23 protein-coding genes and 1 tRNA gene are annotated in these 17,856 nt (G+C 70.1%); 13 read left to right on the top strand and 11 right to left on the bottom strand.

The genetic code is table 11. The annotated features are described in order from the left end of the window. Nucleotides 1–76 precede the first annotated feature (76 nt). Both ASC60_RS19260 and ASC60_RS19255 read left to right on the top strand, forming a co-directional pair. Entirely contained in the window at nt 77–1,024 is a 948-nt protein-coding gene (locus tag ASC60_RS19260) for a D-2-hydroxyacid dehydrogenase (protein ID WP_055552552.1), read from the top strand. A 43-nt stretch (nt 1,025–1,067) separates the two neighbouring features. Continuing rightward, nucleotides 1,068–2,480: an amidase gene (locus tag ASC60_RS19255; RefSeq protein WP_055552550.1), complete on the top strand. Its 1,413-nt coding sequence runs from the start codon at nt 1,068–1,070 to the stop codon at nt 2,478–2,480. Between the two features lie 236 nt (nt 2,481–2,716). Here the strand turns inward: ASC60_RS19255 and ASC60_RS19250 are convergent, their stop codons facing one another. Next, nucleotides 2,717–3,226: a DUF3830 family protein gene (locus tag ASC60_RS19250; protein WP_055552548.1), complete on the bottom strand. Its 510-nt coding sequence runs from the start codon at nt 3,224–3,226 to the stop codon at nt 2,717–2,719. Nucleotides 3,227–3,357: 131 nt separating this feature from the next. Here ASC60_RS19250 and ehuB point away from each other — a divergent pair, with 131 nt between their 5' ends. The 7 genes from ehuB to ASC60_RS19215 all read left to right on the top strand — a co-directional run bounded on the left by ehuB (nt 3,358) and on the right by ASC60_RS19215 (nt 8,313). After that, nucleotides 3,358–4,272, top strand: a complete 915-nt coding sequence (gene ehuB / locus ASC60_RS19245) for an ectoine/hydroxyectoine ABC transporter substrate-binding protein EhuB (protein ID WP_079038486.1) — start codon at nt 3,358–3,360, stop codon at nt 4,270–4,272. Then, complete coding sequence (gene ehuC / locus ASC60_RS19240) at nt 4,269–5,012, top strand: ectoine/hydroxyectoine ABC transporter permease subunit EhuC (RefSeq protein ID WP_055552546.1); 744 nt, start codon at nt 4,269–4,271, stop codon at nt 5,010–5,012. The genes ehuB and ehuC overlap by 4 nt, the downstream gene beginning before the upstream one ends. After that, complete coding sequence (gene ehuD, locus ASC60_RS19235) at nt 5,009–5,659, top strand: ectoine/hydroxyectoine ABC transporter permease subunit EhuD (RefSeq protein WP_055552544.1); 651 nt, start codon at nt 5,009–5,011, stop codon at nt 5,657–5,659. The genes ehuC and ehuD overlap by 4 nt, the downstream gene beginning before the upstream one ends. A 22-nt stretch (nt 5,660–5,681) precedes the next feature. Beyond that, nucleotides 5,682–6,452 (top strand): ectoine/hydroxyectoine ABC transporter ATP-binding protein EhuA, encoded by a 771-nt coding sequence (gene ehuA / locus ASC60_RS19230; RefSeq protein ID WP_055552542.1) that lies wholly within the window; start codon nt 5,682–5,684, stop codon nt 6,450–6,452. Nucleotides 6,453–6,654: 202 nt separating this feature from the next. Further along, nucleotides 6,655–7,416 (top strand): IclR family transcriptional regulator, encoded by a 762-nt coding sequence (locus tag ASC60_RS19225; protein ID WP_055552540.1) that lies wholly within the window; start codon nt 6,655–6,657, stop codon nt 7,414–7,416. 51 nt (nt 7,417–7,467) lie between these two features. Next, a tRNA-Lys gene (locus tag ASC60_RS19220) sits at nt 7,468–7,544 on the top strand. A gap of 181 nt (nt 7,545–7,725) precedes the next feature. Beyond that, nucleotides 7,726–8,313 (top strand): Uma2 family endonuclease, encoded by a 588-nt coding sequence (locus ASC60_RS19215; RefSeq protein ID WP_055552538.1) that lies wholly within the window; start codon nt 7,726–7,728, stop codon nt 8,311–8,313. Nucleotides 8,314–8,467: 154 nt separating this feature from the next. Here ASC60_RS19215 and ASC60_RS39405 read toward each other — a convergent pair whose 3' ends face one another. The 3 genes from ASC60_RS39405 to ASC60_RS41725 are packed head-to-tail and all read right to left on the bottom strand — an operon-like array spanning nt 8,468 to nt 9,455. Beyond that, entirely contained in the window at nt 8,468–8,719 is a 252-nt protein-coding gene (locus ASC60_RS39405; protein WP_079038485.1) for a hypothetical protein, read from the bottom strand. After that, on the bottom strand, nt 8,716–9,072 hold the full coding sequence (locus ASC60_RS19210; RefSeq protein WP_055552536.1) for a hypothetical protein: 357 nt from the start codon (nt 9,070–9,072) through the stop codon (nt 8,716–8,718). Before ASC60_RS19210 ends, ASC60_RS39405 begins: the two co-directional genes overlap by 4 nt. Further along, a complete protein-coding gene (locus ASC60_RS41725; RefSeq protein ID WP_159043292.1) occupies nt 9,069–9,455 on the bottom strand; it encodes a hypothetical protein in 387 nt (128 codons plus the stop codon). The genes ASC60_RS19210 and ASC60_RS41725 overlap by 4 nt, the downstream gene beginning before the upstream one ends. Before the next feature lie 157 nt (nt 9,456–9,612). Between ASC60_RS41725 and ASC60_RS19205 the strand changes: the two genes are divergently transcribed. Then, complete coding sequence (locus tag ASC60_RS19205) at nt 9,613–10,734, top strand: helix-turn-helix transcriptional regulator (protein WP_063787169.1); 1,122 nt, start codon at nt 9,613–9,615, stop codon at nt 10,732–10,734. 109 nt (nt 10,735–10,843) lie between these two features. On the opposite strand, the gene ASC60_RS19200 is transcribed toward ASC60_RS19205, so the two are convergent. Both ASC60_RS19200 and ASC60_RS19195 read right to left on the bottom strand, forming a co-directional pair. Beyond that, nucleotides 10,844–11,059, bottom strand: a complete 216-nt coding sequence (locus ASC60_RS19200) for a DUF2277 domain-containing protein (protein ID WP_055553075.1) — start codon at nt 11,057–11,059, stop codon at nt 10,844–10,846. A gap of 211 nt (nt 11,060–11,270) precedes the next feature. Next, nucleotides 11,271–12,098 carry a 4'-phosphopantetheinyl transferase superfamily protein gene (locus ASC60_RS19195; protein ID WP_234357024.1) on the bottom strand — a complete coding sequence of 276 codons (828 nt, stop codon included), beginning with the start codon at nt 12,096–12,098 and terminating at the stop codon, nt 11,271–11,273. Nucleotides 12,099–12,324: 226 nt separating this feature from the next. On the opposite strand from ASC60_RS19195, the gene ASC60_RS19190 reads away from it, so the two are divergent. Further along, nucleotides 12,325–13,236, top strand: coding sequence for an alpha/beta hydrolase (locus ASC60_RS19190; RefSeq protein WP_055552532.1), 912 nt, complete (start codon nt 12,325–12,327; stop codon nt 13,234–13,236). Nucleotides 13,237–13,326: 90 nt separating this feature from the next. On the opposite strand, the gene ASC60_RS19185 is transcribed toward ASC60_RS19190, so the two are convergent. After that, on the bottom strand, nt 13,327–15,078 hold the full coding sequence (locus tag ASC60_RS19185) for a biotin carboxylase N-terminal domain-containing protein (RefSeq protein ID WP_055552530.1): 1,752 nt from the start codon (nt 15,076–15,078) through the stop codon (nt 13,327–13,329). 354 nt (nt 15,079–15,432) lie between these two features. Between ASC60_RS19185 and ASC60_RS19180 the strand changes: the two genes are divergently transcribed. After that, nucleotides 15,433–15,891, top strand: coding sequence for a hypothetical protein (locus ASC60_RS19180; protein WP_079038506.1), 459 nt, complete (start codon nt 15,433–15,435; stop codon nt 15,889–15,891). 14 nt (nt 15,892–15,905) lie between these two features. Here the strand turns inward: ASC60_RS19180 and ASC60_RS19175 are convergent, their stop codons facing one another. After that, nucleotides 15,906–16,508: a nucleoside triphosphate pyrophosphatase gene (locus ASC60_RS19175; RefSeq protein WP_199830994.1), complete on the bottom strand. Its 603-nt coding sequence runs from the start codon at nt 16,506–16,508 to the stop codon at nt 15,906–15,908. 209 nt (nt 16,509–16,717) lie between these two features. On the opposite strand from ASC60_RS19175, the gene ASC60_RS19170 reads away from it, so the two are divergent. After that, nucleotides 16,718–17,116, top strand: coding sequence for a peptidase inhibitor family I36 protein (locus ASC60_RS19170; RefSeq protein ID WP_055552529.1), 399 nt, complete (start codon nt 16,718–16,720; stop codon nt 17,114–17,116). 23 nt (nt 17,117–17,139) lie between these two features. Here ASC60_RS19170 and mmpB read toward each other — a convergent pair whose 3' ends face one another. From mmpB to ASC60_RS19155, 3 genes are all read right to left on the bottom strand, one after another. Beyond that, nucleotides 17,140–17,271, bottom strand: coding sequence for a morphogenic membrane protein MmpB (mmpB, locus tag ASC60_RS43750; protein WP_267892808.1), 132 nt, complete (start codon nt 17,269–17,271; stop codon nt 17,140–17,142). A gap of 135 nt (nt 17,272–17,406) precedes the next feature. Then, nucleotides 17,407–17,613, bottom strand: coding sequence for an acyl-CoA carboxylase epsilon subunit (locus ASC60_RS19160; protein WP_055552525.1), 207 nt, complete (start codon nt 17,611–17,613; stop codon nt 17,407–17,409). A 20-nt stretch (nt 17,614–17,633) separates the two neighbouring features. Further along, the coding region (locus ASC60_RS19155) for a carboxyl transferase domain-containing protein (protein ID WP_055552523.1) at nt 17,634–17,856 on the bottom strand (223 nt) is incomplete at its 5' end.

Here is a 17,856-nt window from a genome sequence, read left to right as displayed (position 1 = left end):
CAATCCCGCAAACCTTGGCGCCTGCCCCAACTGTCGTCAGCCAAACAAACCCACGTTTCGAAACGGTTTCCCGCCTATGTCCGAAAGCACTGTTGTCGTCTTCGGCGAGCAGCCCCCGGTCCGGCTGGACCGGCTGGCCGGCCGGGCCCAGGTCGTGGTGTGCGACGAGAAGACCCTGCCCGACGCCCTGCCCTCCGCCGACGTCCTCCTGGTCTGGGATTTCACCTCCGACGCGGTCCGTGACGCCTGGCCCGGCGACGGCCCCCGGCCGGCGTGGGTCCACACCGCCAGCGCGGGCGTGGACCGGCTGCTCAGCCCCGAACTGACCGCCTCCGACACCGTCTTGACCAACGCCCGCGGCGTCTTCGAACAGCCGATCGCCGAGTATGTCGCGGGCCTGGTCATCGCCATGGGCAAGGACTTCTTCGGGAGTTGGGAGCTGCAGCGGCAGCGGCGCTGGCAGCACCGTGAGACGATGCGCCTGGCCGGGACGCGCGCGGCCGTCATCGGCGCCGGGCCCATCGGCCGGGCCATCGGCACCACCCTGTCCGCGCTCGGCATCAAGGTCGACCTGGTCGGACGCACGGCCCGCCCGGGCGTACGCGGCAACGACGAGCTGCCCGAGCTGCTGCGGCACGCCGACTGGGTGATCTCCGTCGCCCCGCTCACCGACGCCACACGCGGCATGTTCGACCGGGCCGCGTTCGCCCGGATGAAGCCCACCGCCCGGTTCATCAACGTCGGACGCGGCCCCCTCGTCGTCGAGGACGACCTCAAGGCCGCCCTCCTCGGACGGCACATCGCGGGCGCCGCGCTGGACGTCTTCGAGAACGAGCCGCTGTCCCCCGAGGACCCCCTGTGGGACGTGCCCGGACTCTTCGTCTCGCCCCACATGAGCGGCGACACGGTCGGCTGGCGCGACCACCTCGCCGAACAGTTCCAGGACAACTACGACCGCTGGAGCGTCGGCGAGCCCCTGCTCAACATCGTCGACAAGCGCCTCGGCTACGTACCGGTGGACTGATCGCACGGCCTGAATGATCTGCACGATCTGAACGGAGAGCTGGATGACCGACCTGCACGACCTGACAGCGGTTCAACTCCTCGAGCGGTACGGCTCCGGCGACCTCTCCCCCGTCGAGGCCACCCGAGCAGCCCTCGACCGGATCGAGCAGATCCAGCCGAAGGTCAACGCCTACAGCCGGGTGGACGGCGAGGAAGCGCTGCGCCAGGCGGAGGAATCCGCCGAACGGTGGCGGCGCGGCGAGCCCGCCGGGCTCCTGGACGGCGTCCCGGTGTCGGTGAAGGACATCCTGCTGATGCGCGGGGGCCCCACGCTGCGCGGATCGCGCACGGTGCGCACGGACGGGCCGTGGGACGAGGACGCGCCCGCGGTGGCGCGGATGCGGGACCACGGGGCGGTGTTTCTCGGCAAGACGACCACCCCGGAATTTGGCTGGAAAGGTGTCACGGACAGCCCCGTGTACGGGGTGACGGGCAACCCGTACGACCCCGGGCGCACCGCGGGCGGCTCCAGCGGCGGCAGCGCGGCCGCCGTCGCGCTGGGCGCCGGTCCGCTCAGCCTCGGGACGGACGGCGGCGGGTCCGTCCGCATCCCCGCGTCCTTCTGCGGCGTCTTCGCGCTCAAACCCACCTACGGGAGGGTGCCGATCTACCCCGCCAGCGCCTTCGGAACCCTCGCCCATGTGGGGCCCATGACCCGGGACGCGGCCGACGCCGCCCTGCTCATGGACGTCATCACCGGGCCGGACTGGCGCGACTGGTCGCAGCTCGGCCCCGCCGGGAGCAGCTTCCGGGAGGCGATCACCGCGGATGGCGGCTCGGTCGACGGACTGCGGATCGCCTACAGCCCGGCGCTCGGCGGCCCAGCCGCCGTCGACCCCGAGGTCGCCGCGGCGGTGCGGCGGGCCGTGGACCTGCTGGCCGGGCTGGGCGCGGTGGTGGAAGAGATCGACCCGGGCATCGAGGACCCCGTGGAGGCCTTCCACACGCTGTGGTTCAGCGGCGCGGCGCGGGTGGTGCAGCCGCTCGGCCAGGAGCAGTGGGAACTGCTCGACCCGGGGCTGCGGGAGATCTGCGCCCAGGGGGCCGCGTACAGCGCGCTGGACTATCTGGCGGCGGTGGACGTACGGATGGCCCTGGGGCACGCCATGGGTCGCTTCCACTCCGCGTACGACCTGCTGGTGACCCCGACCCTGCCGATCACCGCCTTCGAGGCGGGGGTGGAGGTGCCCGAGGGGTCGGGGCACACGCGGTGGACCGGGTGGACGCCGTTCACGTACCCGTTCAACATGACGCAGCAGCCGGCGGCGTCCGTTCCGTGCGGGATGTCGGCGGGCGGGTTGCCGATTGGGGTGCAGGTGGTGGGGGCTCGGCATGCGGATGCGGTGGTTTTGCGGGTGGCGCATGCGTTGTATGGGGCCGGGGTTGCGGAGGGGGTGCCGGCGCCGGTGGTGTGATTCCCCACCCCGCCCCTTCCCGAACCGGGGCTCCGCCCCGGGCCCGCTGCGGGGGCTCCGCCCCCGCTCCCCCGCCGGGGCTCCGCCCCGGGTCCCGCTCCTCAAACGCCGGAGGGGCCGGGGGTGGGGCATCACCGCCCCGGCCCCCGGGTGGGCTCCGCCCCGTGCCTCGGGCGGGGCCCCGCCCCTCAAGCGCCGCAGGGGCCGGGTGTGCCCGGGGTCGGGGCGGTAGGGGCTTACGCTCGGCGGAAGCTCAGCGTTTCGCCCAGGGCGCCCGCGCGCCAGAGGTCCTGGCAGGCGTCGGCCATGCGGTCCAGGCCGTCGACCACCGAGCCCCAGACGATGCCGGGGACCCAGCCCGCGTCGCCGTTGATGAGCAGGTTGTTGCGCTCGTAGAACAGCGCGAGGTCGACCACTTGGCGCTTGCCCTGGTGCTTGGCCTGGGCCTCGTAGCCGTAGGACTTCGTGCCGAGCTGGGTGTCGGAGAAGGTGAAGTAGCAGAGGTCGCCGGGGATGGGGGTGATCGTGGGGTTCTCCAGCGGGGGCTCCTCGGGGGCGAAGGGTGCCAGCAGCGCGTAGATCTCGTTCCGCGCGTACTTGGCGTGATACACGTCACCTCCCAGCGGCAGCGCGTTCCAGACCGCCTCGCAGGTGATCGGTGCGCGGTCGTCGAGGAGTTTCGCGGTGCAGGTCACTCCACGCTTGTCGAGCGAGACCTCGATGAACCGGTCGGCTCGGTCAACCATCGACATTCCTCCAGGTCACTTCGGAACCAGTCCTTGCCCAGTCCTTCCCCAGGGGGCCTACCCAACAACGTCCGTATCAAGGGCTGGAAACGGCCCGCATATATTCCGCGAGTTCGGGTAGCCGCGCGCCCATGGCTCCACCACGTGGAAAAGATATCGATAGCAGAACAAAAGGGGCATCCCGTCGATCACTTCTGGTCGGCGGCGCGGCTCTTGGCCTGCTGGGCGCGGTCGGCTGTAGCCGGGTATCCGGCACGGACGCCAGAGACGGGGGCAATCTGCTGGAGCGCCTGCGGGCGCAGGGCACGGTCCGGCTGGGAATTGCGGGGGAGATCCCATTCGGCTATATCGACAAAAACGGCGACTTCACCGGTGAGGCGCCGGAGATCGCGAAGGTCATCTTCAAGCGGCTGGGCGTGGCCAAGGTCCAGCCGGTGCCGACCGAGTTCGGCTCCTTGATTCCGGGACTCCGCTCGCAGCAGTTCGATGTGGTCTCCGCGGGGATGTACATCAATCCGGAACGCTGCGCCCAGGTGATCTTCTCCGACCCCGACTACCGCATGCGGGACGCGTTCATCGTCCGCAAGGGCAATCCGAAGAACCTGCACAATTACGACGACATCGTCAAACACAAGGCCAAAATGGCCACCGGCACCGCTTATGCCGAGATCGATTACGCCAAGAACGCCGGGGTCAAGGAGAGCGACATGCTGATCCTCCCGGACCAGCTGGCCGGTCTGCTGGCGGTGGAGCAGGGCCGGGCCGATGTGTTCGCGGGCACGACCGTGACCGTGCACAACGTGGTCAAGCAGCGGAACAGCCGGCTGGCCGAGGCGACCGAGCCGTTCCAGCCGATGCTCGACGGCAAGCCGGACATCGGGGCGGGCGGCTTCGCCTTCCGGCCGGAGGAGACCAAGCTCCGCGACGCCTTCAACGCCGAGCTGCACAAGATGAAGAAGAGCGGCGAGCTGCTGCGCATCGTGCGGCCCTTCGGTTTCACCGAGCAGGAGATGACCGATCTGACCGCCAAGGAGCTGTGCACATGACGGCCGGGCTGTGGGAACACTGGCTTCTTCCGGGCGTCTGGATCACGATCCAGCTGACCCTGTACAGCGCGGCCTTCGCCCTGGTGGTCGCCTTCGGCATCGGCATGGCGCGCACCTCGCGGCTGCGGATCGTCCGCTTCCTCACCGGCACCTACGTGGAGATCTTCCGCGGCACGTCGGCCCTGGTGCTGATGTTCTGGCTGGCGTTCGTGATGCCGCTGGCGTTCGGGTGGCAGCTGTTCCCGATGTGGGCGGCGGTGCTGGCCATCGGGCTGAACTACGGGGCGTACGGCTCCGAGATCGTCCGCGGCGCGATCGCCTCCGTGGCGCCCGCGCAACGTGAGGCGGCCATCGCGCTCAGCTTCACCCCGGCGCAGCGGATGCGGCGGGTGATCCTGCCGCAGGCGATCCCCGAGATGATCCCGCCGTTCAACAATCTGCTGATCGAGATCCTGAAGGCGACGGCCCTGGTCTCGGCCGTGAACGTCGCCGACATCACCTTCGCCGCCCAGCTCTCCCGGCTGGCGACGGGTGAGAGTGCGCAGATCTACTCGATCATCCTGGTCCTCTACTTCGTGCTGGCGTTCATCCTCACCCGGCTGATGCGGCTGCTGGAGCGGCGGGCCAAGGCCAACATCGGCCAGGCTCCGGCCGAGGGTTCGCTGGTCACGCGCAAGCTGCTGGGCAAGCAGGAGACCGAGCAGTCGCGCAACGTCGTCGTCGGAGGAGGTGCCCAGTGAAGTGGAACTGGGACGTGGCCAGGGATTTCCTCCCTCAGCTGGGCCACGGGCTGCTGATCACACTGGAGGCCACCGCCCTCGGCTCGGTCCTGGCGTTCGCGCTGGGGCTGGTGTGGGCGATGGCGTTCCGCTCGCCGACCCGCTTCGTACGCTGGCCGGTGTCGGCGGTGACGGAGTTCATCCGCAACACCCCGCTGCTGGTGCAGCTGTTCTTCTTCTTCTACGTGCTGCCGACCTGGGACATCAAGTTCTCGGCGCTGACCACCGGTGTGATCGCGCTCGGGCTGCACTACTCCACGTACACCGCCGAGGTCTACCGGGCCGGCATCGACGGGGTGCCGGTGGGCCAGTGGGAGGCGGCCACCGCGCTCAGCCTCCCCCGTGGCCGCACCTGGCTGGCGGTGATCCTGCCGCAGGCGATCCGCCGCGTGGTGCCCGCCCTCGGCAACTACGTCATCGCGATGCTGAAGGACTCCCCGATGCTCGCGCTGATCGGCGTCGTCGACATGCTGCAGAAGGCGCGGGGCGAGGCCTCGTCGTCCTTCCACTACATCGAGCCGTTCACGATGGTCGGCATCGCGTTCATCCTCATCGCCTATCCGGCATCTCTTCTCATGCGAGTCCTGGAGCGTCGTCTTGGCCACTGAAACCGACCACACGAATCCTGCCGTGGACGGCAGTGAACTGATCCGCTTCGACAAGGTGACGAAGCGCTTCGGCGGCAATACGGTCCTGGACGACCTCGACTTCTCGGTCTCCTCCGGGAAGCACGTCACCCTCATCGGCCCGTCCGGCTCCGGCAAGACCACGATCCTGCGGCTGCTGATGACGCTGCTCAAGCCCGACGAGGGCACGATCAAGGTCGACGGGGACTACCTCACCCACGAGGACCGGGGCGGCAAGCTGGTCCCGGCGGGCGAGAAGCACACCCGCGAGGTGCGCAAGAAGATCGGCATGGTCTTCCAGCAGTTCAACCTCTTCCCCAACATGCGGGTGCTGCGGAACATCACCGAGGCCCCGGTGCACGTCCTGGGCCTGGACAAGGACGAGGCCGAGACACGGGCGCGGGAGCTGCTCGACCTCGTCGGACTCGGCGACAAGTGCGACATGTACCCGACGCAGCTGTCCGGCGGGCAGCAGCAGCGGGTGGCGATCGCCCGGGCGCTGGCGATGCGGCCGCAGGTGATGCTGCTGGACGAGGTGACCTCGGCGCTCGACCCGGAACTGGTGGCCGGTGTGCTGGACGTCCTGCGGGACATCGCCCATACGACGGACATCACCATGCTGTGCGTGACACACGAGATGAACTTCGCGCGGGACATCTCCGACGACGTGCTGATGTTCGACGCGGGCCGGGTCATCGAGTCCGGTCCGCCGGAGAAGATCTTCTCGGAGCCCGAGCACGAGCGGACCCGGGAGTTCCTGAGCGCCGTGCTCTGACGGCACACCGTGGCGTGAGGGGGCGATGTGGGCGGCCCGGCGATGGCACATGCCATCGCCCAACTTCCGCTCCATATCGCCTCCTTGGCGGCTATCGTGGTACGAAGCCGCGCCAAGCGGGCATCCCGTGGGCCACCCCCGCACCCGTGACCCGCGGCGACGGCCATGACGCAAGCGGTCACCACCTGCGAGAGGGGACGCCGTGGTGCTGGGGCCCGAGCCGATCGCGCCGCTCCGCTCGGTGCGGCACGCCCTGCGCATCCTGGAGGTCGTCGCCCGGCACTCCGGCGGGGTGAGCCACGCCGGAATAGCCCGCGAGACCCGGCTGCCGAGCGACCGGCTCACCGAGCTGCTGCGGATGCTGCGCCGCGAGGGGTACGTCGAGCAGATCGCCGACGGGGCGTACATCGGCGGTACGTCCCTCGCCCTGCTGGACACCGGTGCCCCGGGGCGCGGGCGCGCCGTCGAGGACCAGCTGCAGAAGTCGCTCGGCGCGCTGCGCGACTCGGTGGGCGCGGCGGTCTACTTCAGCCGCTATGTGGACGGCGAGGTCAGGATCACGCAGTACGCGGACAGCCCGCATACGCCCAAGGTCAACGAGTGGGTGGACTTCCGCGCCGCCGCCCATGCGATGGCCCTCGGAAAGTGCCTGCTCACCCAGCTCGACCACGACGGCCGCCGCGATCACCTCGCCCGGCACAAGACGGTGCGGCTCACCTCGCGGACGACGACCAGCGAGAAGGCGCTCTTCCACAAGCTGGACAGCCAGCCGCCCACCGTGCCCGTGCTCGACCTACAGGAATACGCCCTGGGCACGGTCTGCGCGGCCGTGCCCGTCACGGCGGGCCACACCGTCGGCTGCCTGGCCCTGTCCCTGCCGCTGGAGCACGCCCACCGGCTGCGACAGGCCGCCTACCTGCTCAACCGCGAGGCGGCTCCGATGCTGCTCTCGCTGACCATCTGATGGTGGTCGGAAGCACCCTTCCGGACCAGGTAGTATTTATGTCGTCAGCAGGCGCCGCTAGCTCAGTTGGTTAGAGCAGCTGACTCTTAATCAGCGGGTCCGGGGTTCGAGTCCCTGGCGGCGCACCATGGCATTGACTGAGGCTCCCCGATTCTTCGGGGAGCCTCAGTCGTGTTTGCTCGGCACACGATGCTGTGCGCGTCACCGTCCGATGCCGGACTGTCACTCGCAGGAGTGATCCACCCTGGAGTGCGCCCCCGCCGCACATGCGCCCGGGAACACTGGCTTCCTCCAGGAAAGGGGTGCAACATGACGGTTATGACCGAGCGCACGTCCCACATGCTGGTGGAGGAGTTCGAGGAGATCGCCTCCACCGCGCCCGAAACCGTCACGTTGGAGTTCATCAACGGGCGGATCGAGGAGAAGTGCGTGCCGGACGGGGATCACGACGAGATTGTCAGGTGGCTGCAGAAGCGCTGCATGCAGCACCGCCCCGACCTCTGGCTCTACGCGGGCGAGCGTGGGCTGAAGGTCGAGGCCTACCGCAAGGGGCGGGCCCGCCCGGACGGGGTGCTGGCGCCGGACGGGCACTTCAGCGGACACGGTGAGTGGTCCGACCCCGAAGGGGTCCTGATGGCCGTCGAAGTCACCTCACGCGACGGGGACACGGACCGCCGCGACCGCGTCGACAAGCCCGCCGCCTACGCGGCGGCGGGCATTCCCGTCTATCTCCTCGTGGACCGTGACGCCTGTGCGGTCATCGTCCACACCAACCCCGCCCCGAAGAGCGGCTGCTACCTCGACATCCACCGGGCCCCCTTCGGCGAGCAGGTAGTCCTTCCCGCTCCGGTGGGCATCACGCTGGACTCGGACGTCCTGAAGAACTACGTCCGCTGATCCCATGGCCGGCGCGGGTCCGCGGTGGGCACGTGCGGGCAAGACAGCAGCGCGTCCGTACCGGGGCGTCCTGAATGGAATCCCCGGGCCGCGTGCGGGACCGCCCGGCCCTCGTCGCCTCGGAGCAAGCGCGACAAGGGCTGGGCGGCGATCGTCAGTATCGTTGTCGGCCACCCGGGTAGCGGACCGGCTGTCGGCACTCTGGTCCGTCATGAGGCGGAAGCTGTCCGTCCAGCGCGTAGCACAGGGCCGCGTGCAACTGTTCCGCAGAGGCGGGGGTCAGCCGCAGTTCGGTGACGGCGAGATGCCGTCCGTCCCCGCTGATCCCGAGTGGCAGAGCGAGCACGCCGCCCTCGGCTCGGCGCAAGCCCCGCCCCGGGACGGGGCTGATTGTCCAGTCGGTCACGGCGCCTCCTCATCTCCGTCGGCGGACGCCTTGCGGCCCTCCGCCTCGGCCGGGTCGTCACCCTCGTCACCCGCAGGCAACCGCGCTCCTCTGCTCTCGGCCACCCGAAGCGCGTCTCGCAACGCCTCACACAGCCGTTCCGCCAGGAAGCGGATCTCCCTGATGCCCGCCTTCCGATCGTCGAGCAACGCGCGGGCGTGACCGATGAGTTCGGTGCCCATGGAGAGCTGGAGAGCCTCGATCTCATCCGCCCGTCGGCTCAACCGGCTGTTGGCACCGGCTGGCGCCAGGTAGCACGGCTTGCCGTCCGGGCTGGTCCACGGCAACAGTCGCAGGCCGCCTGTCGCCGTCACCGCCCCGCCCCCACAAGGACGCCGTGAATCCACTCCGGTCCCGCGTCGACGCCGTCGAGGGCCAGCAGCAACACCCGCCGCCGCTTCCGCTGGTGGCGTCGCTCGCATCGACTCCGCTCGCGTTCCTCGTGGGCGAGGACGTACGGCCGGACGAGCAACCGCCCGGTGTCGAACGTCGCATCAAGATCGCGCGGATCCGGCGCGGTTGGACGTCGTGCGGCGAAGGCCGAGGACGGCACGCCGTTGGTGATCGGCAGCGGAAGCGCCACGGTTGCTGCGGGCCCGGTGAGAGCCGTCGGCCCGGCCCGGTGACGGCCGCGTGGGCGTAACGCGACGCAAACTGATCTCACCCATTCGAGTGCACGCCGGATAAGGTCGAGCACGTCATCAGCTCCTTCTCAGCTGTTGGCCACGCCCCGGGGCGCTGACACGCCGCCGGGGTCCTTGCGTCTTCTCAGGCTGGCGAATGGCCACAGCCCTGCGGGAGTTGAACCGCGTTGACTAAACTGAAGAGTCAACGGTCAACACCTCGGAGCAGGTATGGATGACTTCGCAGCCCACGTCCGCGCCGCACTCGCGGAACGAGGCATAAGCTTGAGAGGCGCCGCCCGGGTCCTCAACTACGACGTGAGTTATCTGTCGCGAGTCGTCAACGGAAAACAATTGCCTTCCCCGAGGCTGGCGGAAGCACTGGACCAACTGCTCGGCGGAGAGGGAAGCTTGGCATCACTGGTCACAGCGAAGGAACCCTCCGAGCATCCCGGTGGAGCCTGCTCGGACATCGCGTACATGAAAGCCAGCGCCACGCACTTACTCCAGCACGCCGAGCGGTACGGCGGGGACACGGTAGCGCCCGCCGCTGTCCAAGTCTGGCAAGCCGCACAGGGGAAACTCGAAGCCGGTTCGATCCCAGAAAAGGATCGAACCGGCTTTCTGGCCGCCGCGGCGGAATCAGCCGAGGTTGCCGGATGGCTGCTGTTCGATGCAGCGCAATGGGACGCCGCCCGCACCGCGTTCCTGGAATCGCACATGCTGGCGCGACATGCCGGGGATCGTTCGATGCAATGGTTCGCCCTGGACATGCTGGCCATGCTCGACATCGAACGGGGCCGCCCCGGGGAAGCCCTGCGCATCGCGGATGAGCTTCTCGGCCGGCGTCGCGTTCCACCAAGGATCGCGCTCTTGGCGGAGGTGCGTCGCGGTCGAGCACTTGCCCAGACAGGCGATCGCCACCGCACTTTGACCGCCCTCGACGCGGCCAGGGGCCGAGTCGAAGAGTCCTTGAGCCCGCGCGACCCAGGGTGGACATGGTGGGTGGACGATAACGAGGTCAGGTGGCATCGGGGGGCTGCATTGCTGGACCTGGGCGCGGCCGACCAGGCTACCTCAACCATTCAGAACGCCATCGAGCATGTGACGATCCCCGACGGACGCGGGGCATTGCATTTGCGGATCGGGCTACTCTCCGCTTTCAAAGATGAAAAGGCGTGGCGCGAGGCGGAAGCGGAACTAGAGTCCATTGCTTCGCTTCTGCGTGTTGTCGGTTCCGGAAGAAACCGGAGCATCCTCCGCAAGGTGCTACGCACAATCGAACGAGAGCCGCAGGTACCCACCTGGCTTTCAATCCTTGCCAAGGATACGGCTGCCACTCTTGCCGCATGATCACACGCGTCTCACGCTTCGGCAGGACGCCTGGTTCACGTCAGCTGCGCGATGATCTCGTCTTCGGGGCCGCACAACCTGAATGGCCCGGGTGAGACACCCGGGCCATTCAGGTTGTGCGGCCCCTGACCTCCAGCGTGCTCAGCAGCTCCCCGGTGGCGGCGGCGATCGCCTCGACCGCCTTGTCGAACGCCTCGGCGTTGTGCGGAGCGGGCTGCCGGAAGCCGCTGATCTTGCGTACGTACTGGAGCGCGGCGGCGCGCATGTCCTCCTCGGTGACCGATTCGGCATACGGCGGGCGGAGCGTCTTGATAGATCTGCACATACCCACGACGGTACGCCGCGGGTCCGACACCACGGCCGTGATGGTACGCGCCCGTGGGACCTGGGCTCCTCCCCAGTCGTTCATGGCGACGGTGACGTCCGTGAGGTCCAGCCGCTCCAGGACTCGGCGGCGTATGGGGCGGCGGTGGCCACCCAGTGGCAGGGTGGGAACGATGCAGCGGATGCCGGGCGTCCGAAGGTACCCGACCCGGTCACCCCAGCCGTAGACCGGTGAAGGTCACGGCCGGGGCCGCGTCGGCACGGTCGGGGTCGGTACGGACGGCGACGGCGGCGTGGTAGCCGGGCGGGGCGGGCAGGTCCGCGAAGGCCCAGCCCGGCGGGGTGGACGCGTCGGCGGGGGCCGGGGCGTCGAGCTGGTCCGCGAGGCCGACGTAATGGGTACGGAGCCCGCCCGGCAGCCCGGTGCCGATGCCCTTCAGATACGCCTCCTTGCGCACCCAGCAGCTCATGAACGCCCGCTCCCGCAGCTCCTCCTCCGGCAGTGCCGCGATCGCCGCGCGCTCCCCGGGGTGCAACTGGCCGATCAGTCCGTCGAGCCGGGCGCCGGTGCGCCTCGGGCTGCGCTCCTCGATGTCGGCGCCGACGGGCGCGCCGCCCGACACCGCGCACAGCGCGGCGTCCCCGGCGTGGGAGAGCGAGAACGCCAGGGTGGACTCGCCGGCAACGGCTGGGCGGCCGTGCGGCTTGTCGCAGTCCGGCATGCCACAGGTTTCGCGGGTGAACTCGATGTCCGCCGGGTCCGTCCCCAGATATCCGCCGAGCACCGTCCGCAGCCCCACGTGCGAGGTGACGTAGCGCTCGCGCGCCGTCTCGTGCCGCATTCCGGCGGCGCGCTCGCGCTCGCCCGCGTCCAGCGTCCGGTCCGCGAGGGCGGCGGCAGCGGCGGCCGACGGCGGGATCCGCAGCAGCCATACGGCGACCTCGCCGGGGCCGGGGCGGTCCTCGGGGCGGGGCGGCGCGGCGAGCGGTCCCCAGCCGTCGGAAAGGGGAGGGTCGTCGGCCGGGCGTATGAGCGGCACTGTTCCGTTACCTCCGTTGGAGTTCATCCGTGTCCGCCGTCCGGCGTCCGTCCATCGACGACCGTACCCGCCCGCCGCACCGGCAACGCCCTTACCACGACGCGACGTTGCCGTACGGAAACCCCCGGTGACTTCGGACACGTTCCGTTCCCGGCCCGCCCGGTCACGGGATGACACCACTACGATCGCGCACGACCGGGCACGATCTGTGATGGGGGTTTGCGATATGGCGACGGGATTCCTGACGAAGGCGGCCTCCGCGGCGACTCTCCCGGTGGCTCCGTTCTACGGCGCCTTCCTCTCGTATTTCATCTACCACCCGCCCCGGCGGCCGCATCACAAAAAGCCCGAGGACCTGGGGCTGACCAGCACCGATGTCCAGGTGCCGCTGAGCGGGAAGCCGCGCGGGCTGCATGTGTGGCTCATCCCGGGGGACACCGCGCGCGTGGTGGTGCTCGGCCACGGGCTGGGCTTGAGCAAGTCGGCGAGCCTGGCGCAGGCGGCGATGCTGAACCGGGCGGGCTACACGGTCGCCCTGTTCGACCACCGCAACCACGGCAAGAGCGTCTCGGACCCGGCGTGCTGGGGCATGAGCGACCGTCACACCGACGATGTGGTCGCGGTCGTCAAGCATCTGCGCGCGACGGAGGAGTACGCGGCGGCGCGCTTCGCCGTCTTCGGCTTCTCCATCTCCGCCTTCCCCTCCTTCTATCTGCTGGGGCGGGCGGCGGACTGCCCGGTCGACGCGGTGATCTGCGACAGCGGACCGGCCCTGGAACTGTCCCCGCTGTTCCGCAACTTCGTCGCGGCCGACGGCCTGCCCATCCCCGGGCCGCTGCGCACCGGGCTCTCCCGGAAGGCGCTGGAGACGGTCGCCGCGTCGTCGGCCCTGGCGATGCTGCGGGTGCAGTGGCCGCCGGCGGCGGAGGGGGCGTACGAGCGGACGCCGATGCTCTTCCTCGCCGGTGAGCGCGACACGATGATCCCGGCCGAGGGGGTACGGGCGCTGGGCGAGCGCTATCCGCTGGCCGAGGTGCACACACTGCCGGACACCGACCATCTGCAGGGCATCAAGACCCAGCCGGATGTGTACGCGGACACGGTGCTGGGCTTCCTGGAGCGGACGCTGAAGGACTGACCGCCCGGCACAACCATCGGCAGGCCCCTCCCCCGCTGGAACGGACGTGTCGGGGTGACGCCTGCCGATGAGTGGAGCGCGGTCGCGGCGTCAGTCCTTGATCTCGCAGACGACGGCGCCGGAGCTGACGGAGGAGCCGACGTCCGCGTTGAGGTTCTTGACGATCCCGGCGCGGTGGGCGTTGAGGGGTTGTTCCATTTTCATGGCTTCGAGGACGACGATGAGGTCGCCTTCGGCCACGGTGTCGCCTTCGGAGACGGCGACCTTGACGATGGTGCCCTGCATGGGGGAGGCGAGGGCGTCGCCGGAGGCGGCGGAGCCGCCCTTCTTGACGGCCTTGCGCTTGGGCTTCTTCGAGCCGCCCGCGGGTGCGGTGGCCACGCCGAGGGAGGCGGGCAGGGAGACCTCCAGCCGCTTGCCGCCGACCTCGACCACCACCGTCTCCCGCGCGCCGGCTTCCTCGTCCTCGTCGGTGGCGGGAGCGGCGGTGTAGGGCGGGATGGTGTTGGTGAACTCGGTCTCGATCCAGCGGGTGTGGATGGTGAACGGGTCGCTGGTGAAGGCGGGGTCGGCGACCACGGCCCGGTGGAAGGGGATCGCGGTGGCCATGCCCTCGACCTGGAACTCCGCCAGCGCCCGGGCGGCGCGCTGGAGGGCCTGGGCGCGGGTGGCGCCGGTGACGATCAGCTTGGCCAGCAGCGAGTCCCACGCCGGGCCGATCACCGACCCGGACTCCACGCCCGCGTCCAGCCGCACACCCGGACCGGTGGGCGGGGCGAAGGTGGTGACGGTGCCCGGGGCGGGCAGGAAGTTGCGGCCCGGGTCCTCGCCGTTGATACGGAACTCGAAGGAATGGCCGCGCAGCGGCGGGTCGTCGTAGCCCAGTTCCTCGCCGTCGGCGATGCGGAACATCTCCCGGACCAGGTCGATGCCGGAGACCTCCTCCGTCACCGGGTGCTCGACCTGCAGACGGGTGTTGACCTCCAGGAAGGAGATCGTGCCGTCCGTCCCGACGAGGAATTCGACGGTGCCCGCGCCGACGTATCCGGCCTCCTTCAGGATGGCCTTCGACGCCCGGTACAGCTCGGCGTTCTGCTCCTGGCTCAGGAACGGCGCGGGGGCCTCCTCCACGAGCTTTTGGTGGCGGCGCTGGAGGGAGCAGTCACGGGTGGAGACCACGACCACGTTGCCGTGGGTGTCGGCCAGGCACTGGGTCTCCACATGGCGCGGCTTGTCCAGGTAGCGCTCGACGAAGCACTCACCCCGGCCGAACGCGGCCACCGCCTCGCGGACGGCGGAGTCGTACAGCTCGGGCACTTCCTCCATGGTGCGGGCGACCTTCAGACCACGGCCGCCGCCACCGAAGGCGGCCTTGATCGCGATCGGCAGGCCGTGCTGCTCGGCGAACGCCACGACCTCCTCCGCGCCGGAGACGGGGTCGGGGGTGCCGGCGACCAGGGGGGCTCCGGCGCGCTGGGCGATGTGGCGGGCGGCGACCTTGTCGCCCAGGTCGCGGATGGCGTGCGGCGGGGGGCCGATCCAGGTCAGGCCGGCGTCCAGGACGGCCTGGGCGAAGTCGGCGTTCTCCGAGAGGAAGCCATAGCCGGGGTGGACGGCGTCGGCGCCGGACTCGGCGGCCGCGGCCAGCACCTTGGCCTGGTCCAGATAGCTGGCCGCCGGAGTGTCACCACCCAGCGCATAGGCCTCGTCCGCCGCGCGCACATGAACGGCGTCCCGGTCCGGATCGGCGTAGACGGCAACGCTCGCGATCCCGGCATCCCGGCAGGCACGGGCAACACGGACAGCGATCTCGCCACGATTGGCGATGAGCACCTTGCGCACGATGGCTCCCTCCTTGAAACAAGCCGAGTTTAGGTACAGGCGACACCCCACGCCGAGAAGCCCTCGGGCGTGAGCTTGACCACACGGAGCGTTAACCCTGCCCGAGGCAGGCAGCCGAATCCCCCGTCGCTCCACGGTACGCCCGGTTTTCCGGCCCGCGACGGAGCCCGCGCTGTGGGCGGGATCCCCGCTCCGCCGTGCTGGGGAGCTTCGCGTTTCTTTGTGGGATCCCTACGAACGAGGGGCGGAAACTTTGCCGCACGGTCCTGCGCGCGACAGCTCCTCGCACAGCTCTTGTGGGGCGGCTTACCCGTTAGTAGCGTTCGCGATGTCGAACCGGAAGAGGTGGGCGGGGTGGCACGCAGACCAGTGGCCGCGGTGGCGGCCGTGGCGCTGATGCTGGAGGCGGTCGGGATAGGGCTGCTGAACTGGATCCTGGGCCTGGTCGTGGACCGGCAGCGGATGTCCCTGGGCGGGATGGACACCGACGCGATGTCCGTGGGGACTTGGGTCGGCGGCGGCGTCTTCGGCGTCTATCTGCTGCTGTGCTGCGCGGTGCTGCTCCGCATGGCGCTGCGCGACCGCGCGCCCGGTCGTCCCGGCCGCATCCTGCTGCTCACCTGCGCGGTGACGCACGGGGTGGTGGGCGCGTTCTCGATCGGCCTGGCGGGCTGGTTCGCGTTCGTGTGCCTGATGGTGGTGCTGGGGCTGGTGGTGCTCAGCTTGCTGGCGTACGAGCCGGAGGGCCTGGCCCGGGGCGGGGCCGCCGCCCCGGAGGGCGAGGGCGGCCAGGACGCCCCCAGTCCGGCCTGAGGCGCTTTCAGACCTCACGCCCAGAGGTCGGTGATGCCCACGCCGATCTCGGCCAGCAGCGTGCGCAGCATCGGCAGCGACAGCCCGATGACGTTGCCCGCGTCGCCCTCGATGCCCTCGATGAACGGTGCCGAACGCCCGTCGAGCGTGAACGCGCCCGCCACGTGCAGGGGTTCGCCGCTCGCCACGTACGCGGCGACCTCGGCGTCGGTCGGCTCGCCGAAGTGGACCGTGGTGGAGGCGGTGGCCGAGGTGCGGCGGCCGCTCGCGGTGTCGATCACGCAGTGGCCGGTGCGCAGGACGCCCGACCGGCCGCGCATCGACTTCCAGCGGGCGGTGGCCTCCTCGGCGTCCGCGGGCTTGCCGAGCGCCTGCCCGTCCAGCTCCAGCACCGAATCGCAGCCGACGACGATCGCCCCGTCGGCCTCCGGCAGCCCGGCCACGGCCGCCGCCTTGGCCTCCGCCAGCACCCGCGCCAGCGCGGCGGGCGTCTCGGCGCTCAGCGCGTCCTCGTCCACTCCGCTGACGATCACCTCCGGCGCGAATCCCGACTGCCGCAGCAGTCCGAGGCGGGCGGGCGAGGCGGAGGCGAGGATCAGAGCGCGCTGGGCAGTCATGCGCACCAGGGTAGGCGGGCGGCGCGGGTGGTCCGCGACCGGTGCGACCGCCAGCCCCCGGCTCATGGTGCGGAGGGCGAGCGTCCGCACTCTCCCGGGGTGCCTCCCGCGCCCCCTCCGCACGCCCTGACGAGGGCCGTTTCCGTCGCACCAGACTGACTTCCGCCCGGGTGGTCGCCCGGGGACACCGACGGAAGGGGACGTTTTCCATGCGTCGCACCGCTTCGCTCGCCATCGCCTCGCTCGCCTTCGCGGCCGCCCTCGGCGCGGCCCCCGCCGCGTCCGCCACCGGCTCGGCCCCGGCAACCCCGGGGACCGGCACCGGCGCGGCGGCCTTCCACTGCGATCCGGGGAAGTTCTGCATCTACAGCGGCTGGGACGGCGGTGGCACCCGCTGCCAGTGGTCGTCGGAGAAGGTGGCGAACACCGCCGACCTGTGTTCCTTCATCCGCAACGGCAAGAACGTGCTGTCCGTGTGGAACGGAACGGGCCACCGCGTGCAGTACTACACGCAGACCAACTACAACGCGCGCGTCGGATCGACGGCCGCCGGCCACGGGGGCAATCTCCAGGGCAGCTACCAGATCCGCTCCTTCAAGAAGCAGTAGACCGGCGGGCGCGGATCCACCCCTCAGGGGTGCAGCGTGAGCAGACAGGTGGCGATCATGACGGCGATCGCCAGGACGGCCCGTACGCGGCGGAGCATCGCCTGAGCGCGCCGTAGTTCTTCTGGCGGCTCATCGGGCGGCTCGGACCACAGCATGCGACCGATAGTGCGGCCGGGCGATGCCGTGGCGCCTGAGTACGCGTACTCAGGCGCCACGGCGCGCGGGCGCTATTTCCGGGTGGTGCCGATATGCCGGATCAGCCGGGACATCGGGTCAGCCGGGGTGCCGGGTCAGGCGGGCCAGTACGTCGTGCGCCACGCCTTGGGGCCGGGCTGCGGGACGCGGTGGCTCGGGATGGTGCGGGCCGGATCGGACCACTCCTCCGGTACGCCCTCGCCCTGCGCGGCGGCCGACGCGGCCGCCGCGCGTGCTTGTACGACCGCCAGTGCGGCCGCCAACTCCTCTGGGGTGGGATTGCCCCGGACGATTCGGATCATGGAAACAGCCCTTCCTGAACCTAGAGCGGGATGTTGCCGTGCTTCTTCGGGGGCAGTTGCTCGCGCTTGTTGCGCAGCGCGCGCAGGCCCCGGACGATGTGGCGCCGGGTCTCGGACGGCATGATCACCGCGTCGACGTAGCCACGCTCGGCCGCCGTGTACGGGTTGAGCAGGGTGTCCTCGTAGTCCGCGATCAGTTCGGAGCGGGTCGCCTCGGGGTCGTCGGCGGCCGCGATCGTACGG

Source organism: Streptomyces sp. NBRC 110028, assembly GCF_001417735.1.
Lineage (GTDB): Bacteria > Actinomycetota > Actinomycetes > Streptomycetales > Streptomycetaceae > Streptomyces.
This window is presented reverse-complemented; position numbering and strand designations above follow the sequence as displayed.

Bases quoted from the DNA above. Each gene is read 5' to 3' on its own strand.
- ASC60_RS19260 (WP_055552552.1), top strand. From the start codon at position 77: ATGTCCGAAAGCACTGTTGTCGTCTTCGGCGAGCAGCCCCCGGTCCGG.
- ASC60_RS19255 (WP_055552550.1), top strand. From the start codon at position 1,068: ATGACCGACCTGCACGACCTGACAGCGGTTCAACTCCTCGAGCGGTAC.
- ASC60_RS19250 (WP_055552548.1), bottom strand. From the start codon at position 3,226: ATGGTTGACCGAGCCGACCGGTTCATCGAGGTCTCGCTCGACAAGCGT.
- ehuB (WP_079038486.1), top strand. From the start codon at position 3,358: ATGGCTCCACCACGTGGAAAAGATATCGATAGCAGAACAAAAGGGGCA.
- ehuC (WP_055552546.1), top strand. From the start codon at position 4,269: ATGACGGCCGGGCTGTGGGAACACTGGCTTCTTCCGGGCGTCTGGATC.
- ASC60_RS19215 (WP_055552538.1), top strand. From the start codon at position 7,726: ATGACGGTTATGACCGAGCGCACGTCCCACATGCTGGTGGAGGAGTTC.
- ASC60_RS19205 (WP_063787169.1), top strand. From the start codon at position 9,613: ATGGATGACTTCGCAGCCCACGTCCGCGCCGCACTCGCGGAACGAGGC.
- ASC60_RS19200 (WP_055553075.1), bottom strand. From the start codon at position 11,059: ATGTGCAGATCTATCAAGACGCTCCGCCCGCCGTATGCCGAATCGGTC.
- ASC60_RS19190 (WP_055552532.1), top strand. From the start codon at position 12,325: ATGGCGACGGGATTCCTGACGAAGGCGGCCTCCGCGGCGACTCTCCCG.
- ASC60_RS19175 (WP_199830994.1), bottom strand. From the start codon at position 16,508: ATGACTGCCCAGCGCGCTCTGATCCTCGCCTCCGCCTCGCCCGCCCGC.
- ASC60_RS19170 (WP_055552529.1), top strand. From the start codon at position 16,718: ATGCGTCGCACCGCTTCGCTCGCCATCGCCTCGCTCGCCTTCGCGGCC.
- mmpB (WP_267892808.1), bottom strand. From the start codon at position 17,271: ATGCTGTGGTCCGAGCCGCCCGATGAGCCGCCAGAAGAACTACGGCGC.
- ASC60_RS19160 (WP_055552525.1), bottom strand. From the start codon at position 17,613: ATGATCCGAATCGTCCGGGGCAATCCCACCCCAGAGGAGTTGGCGGCC.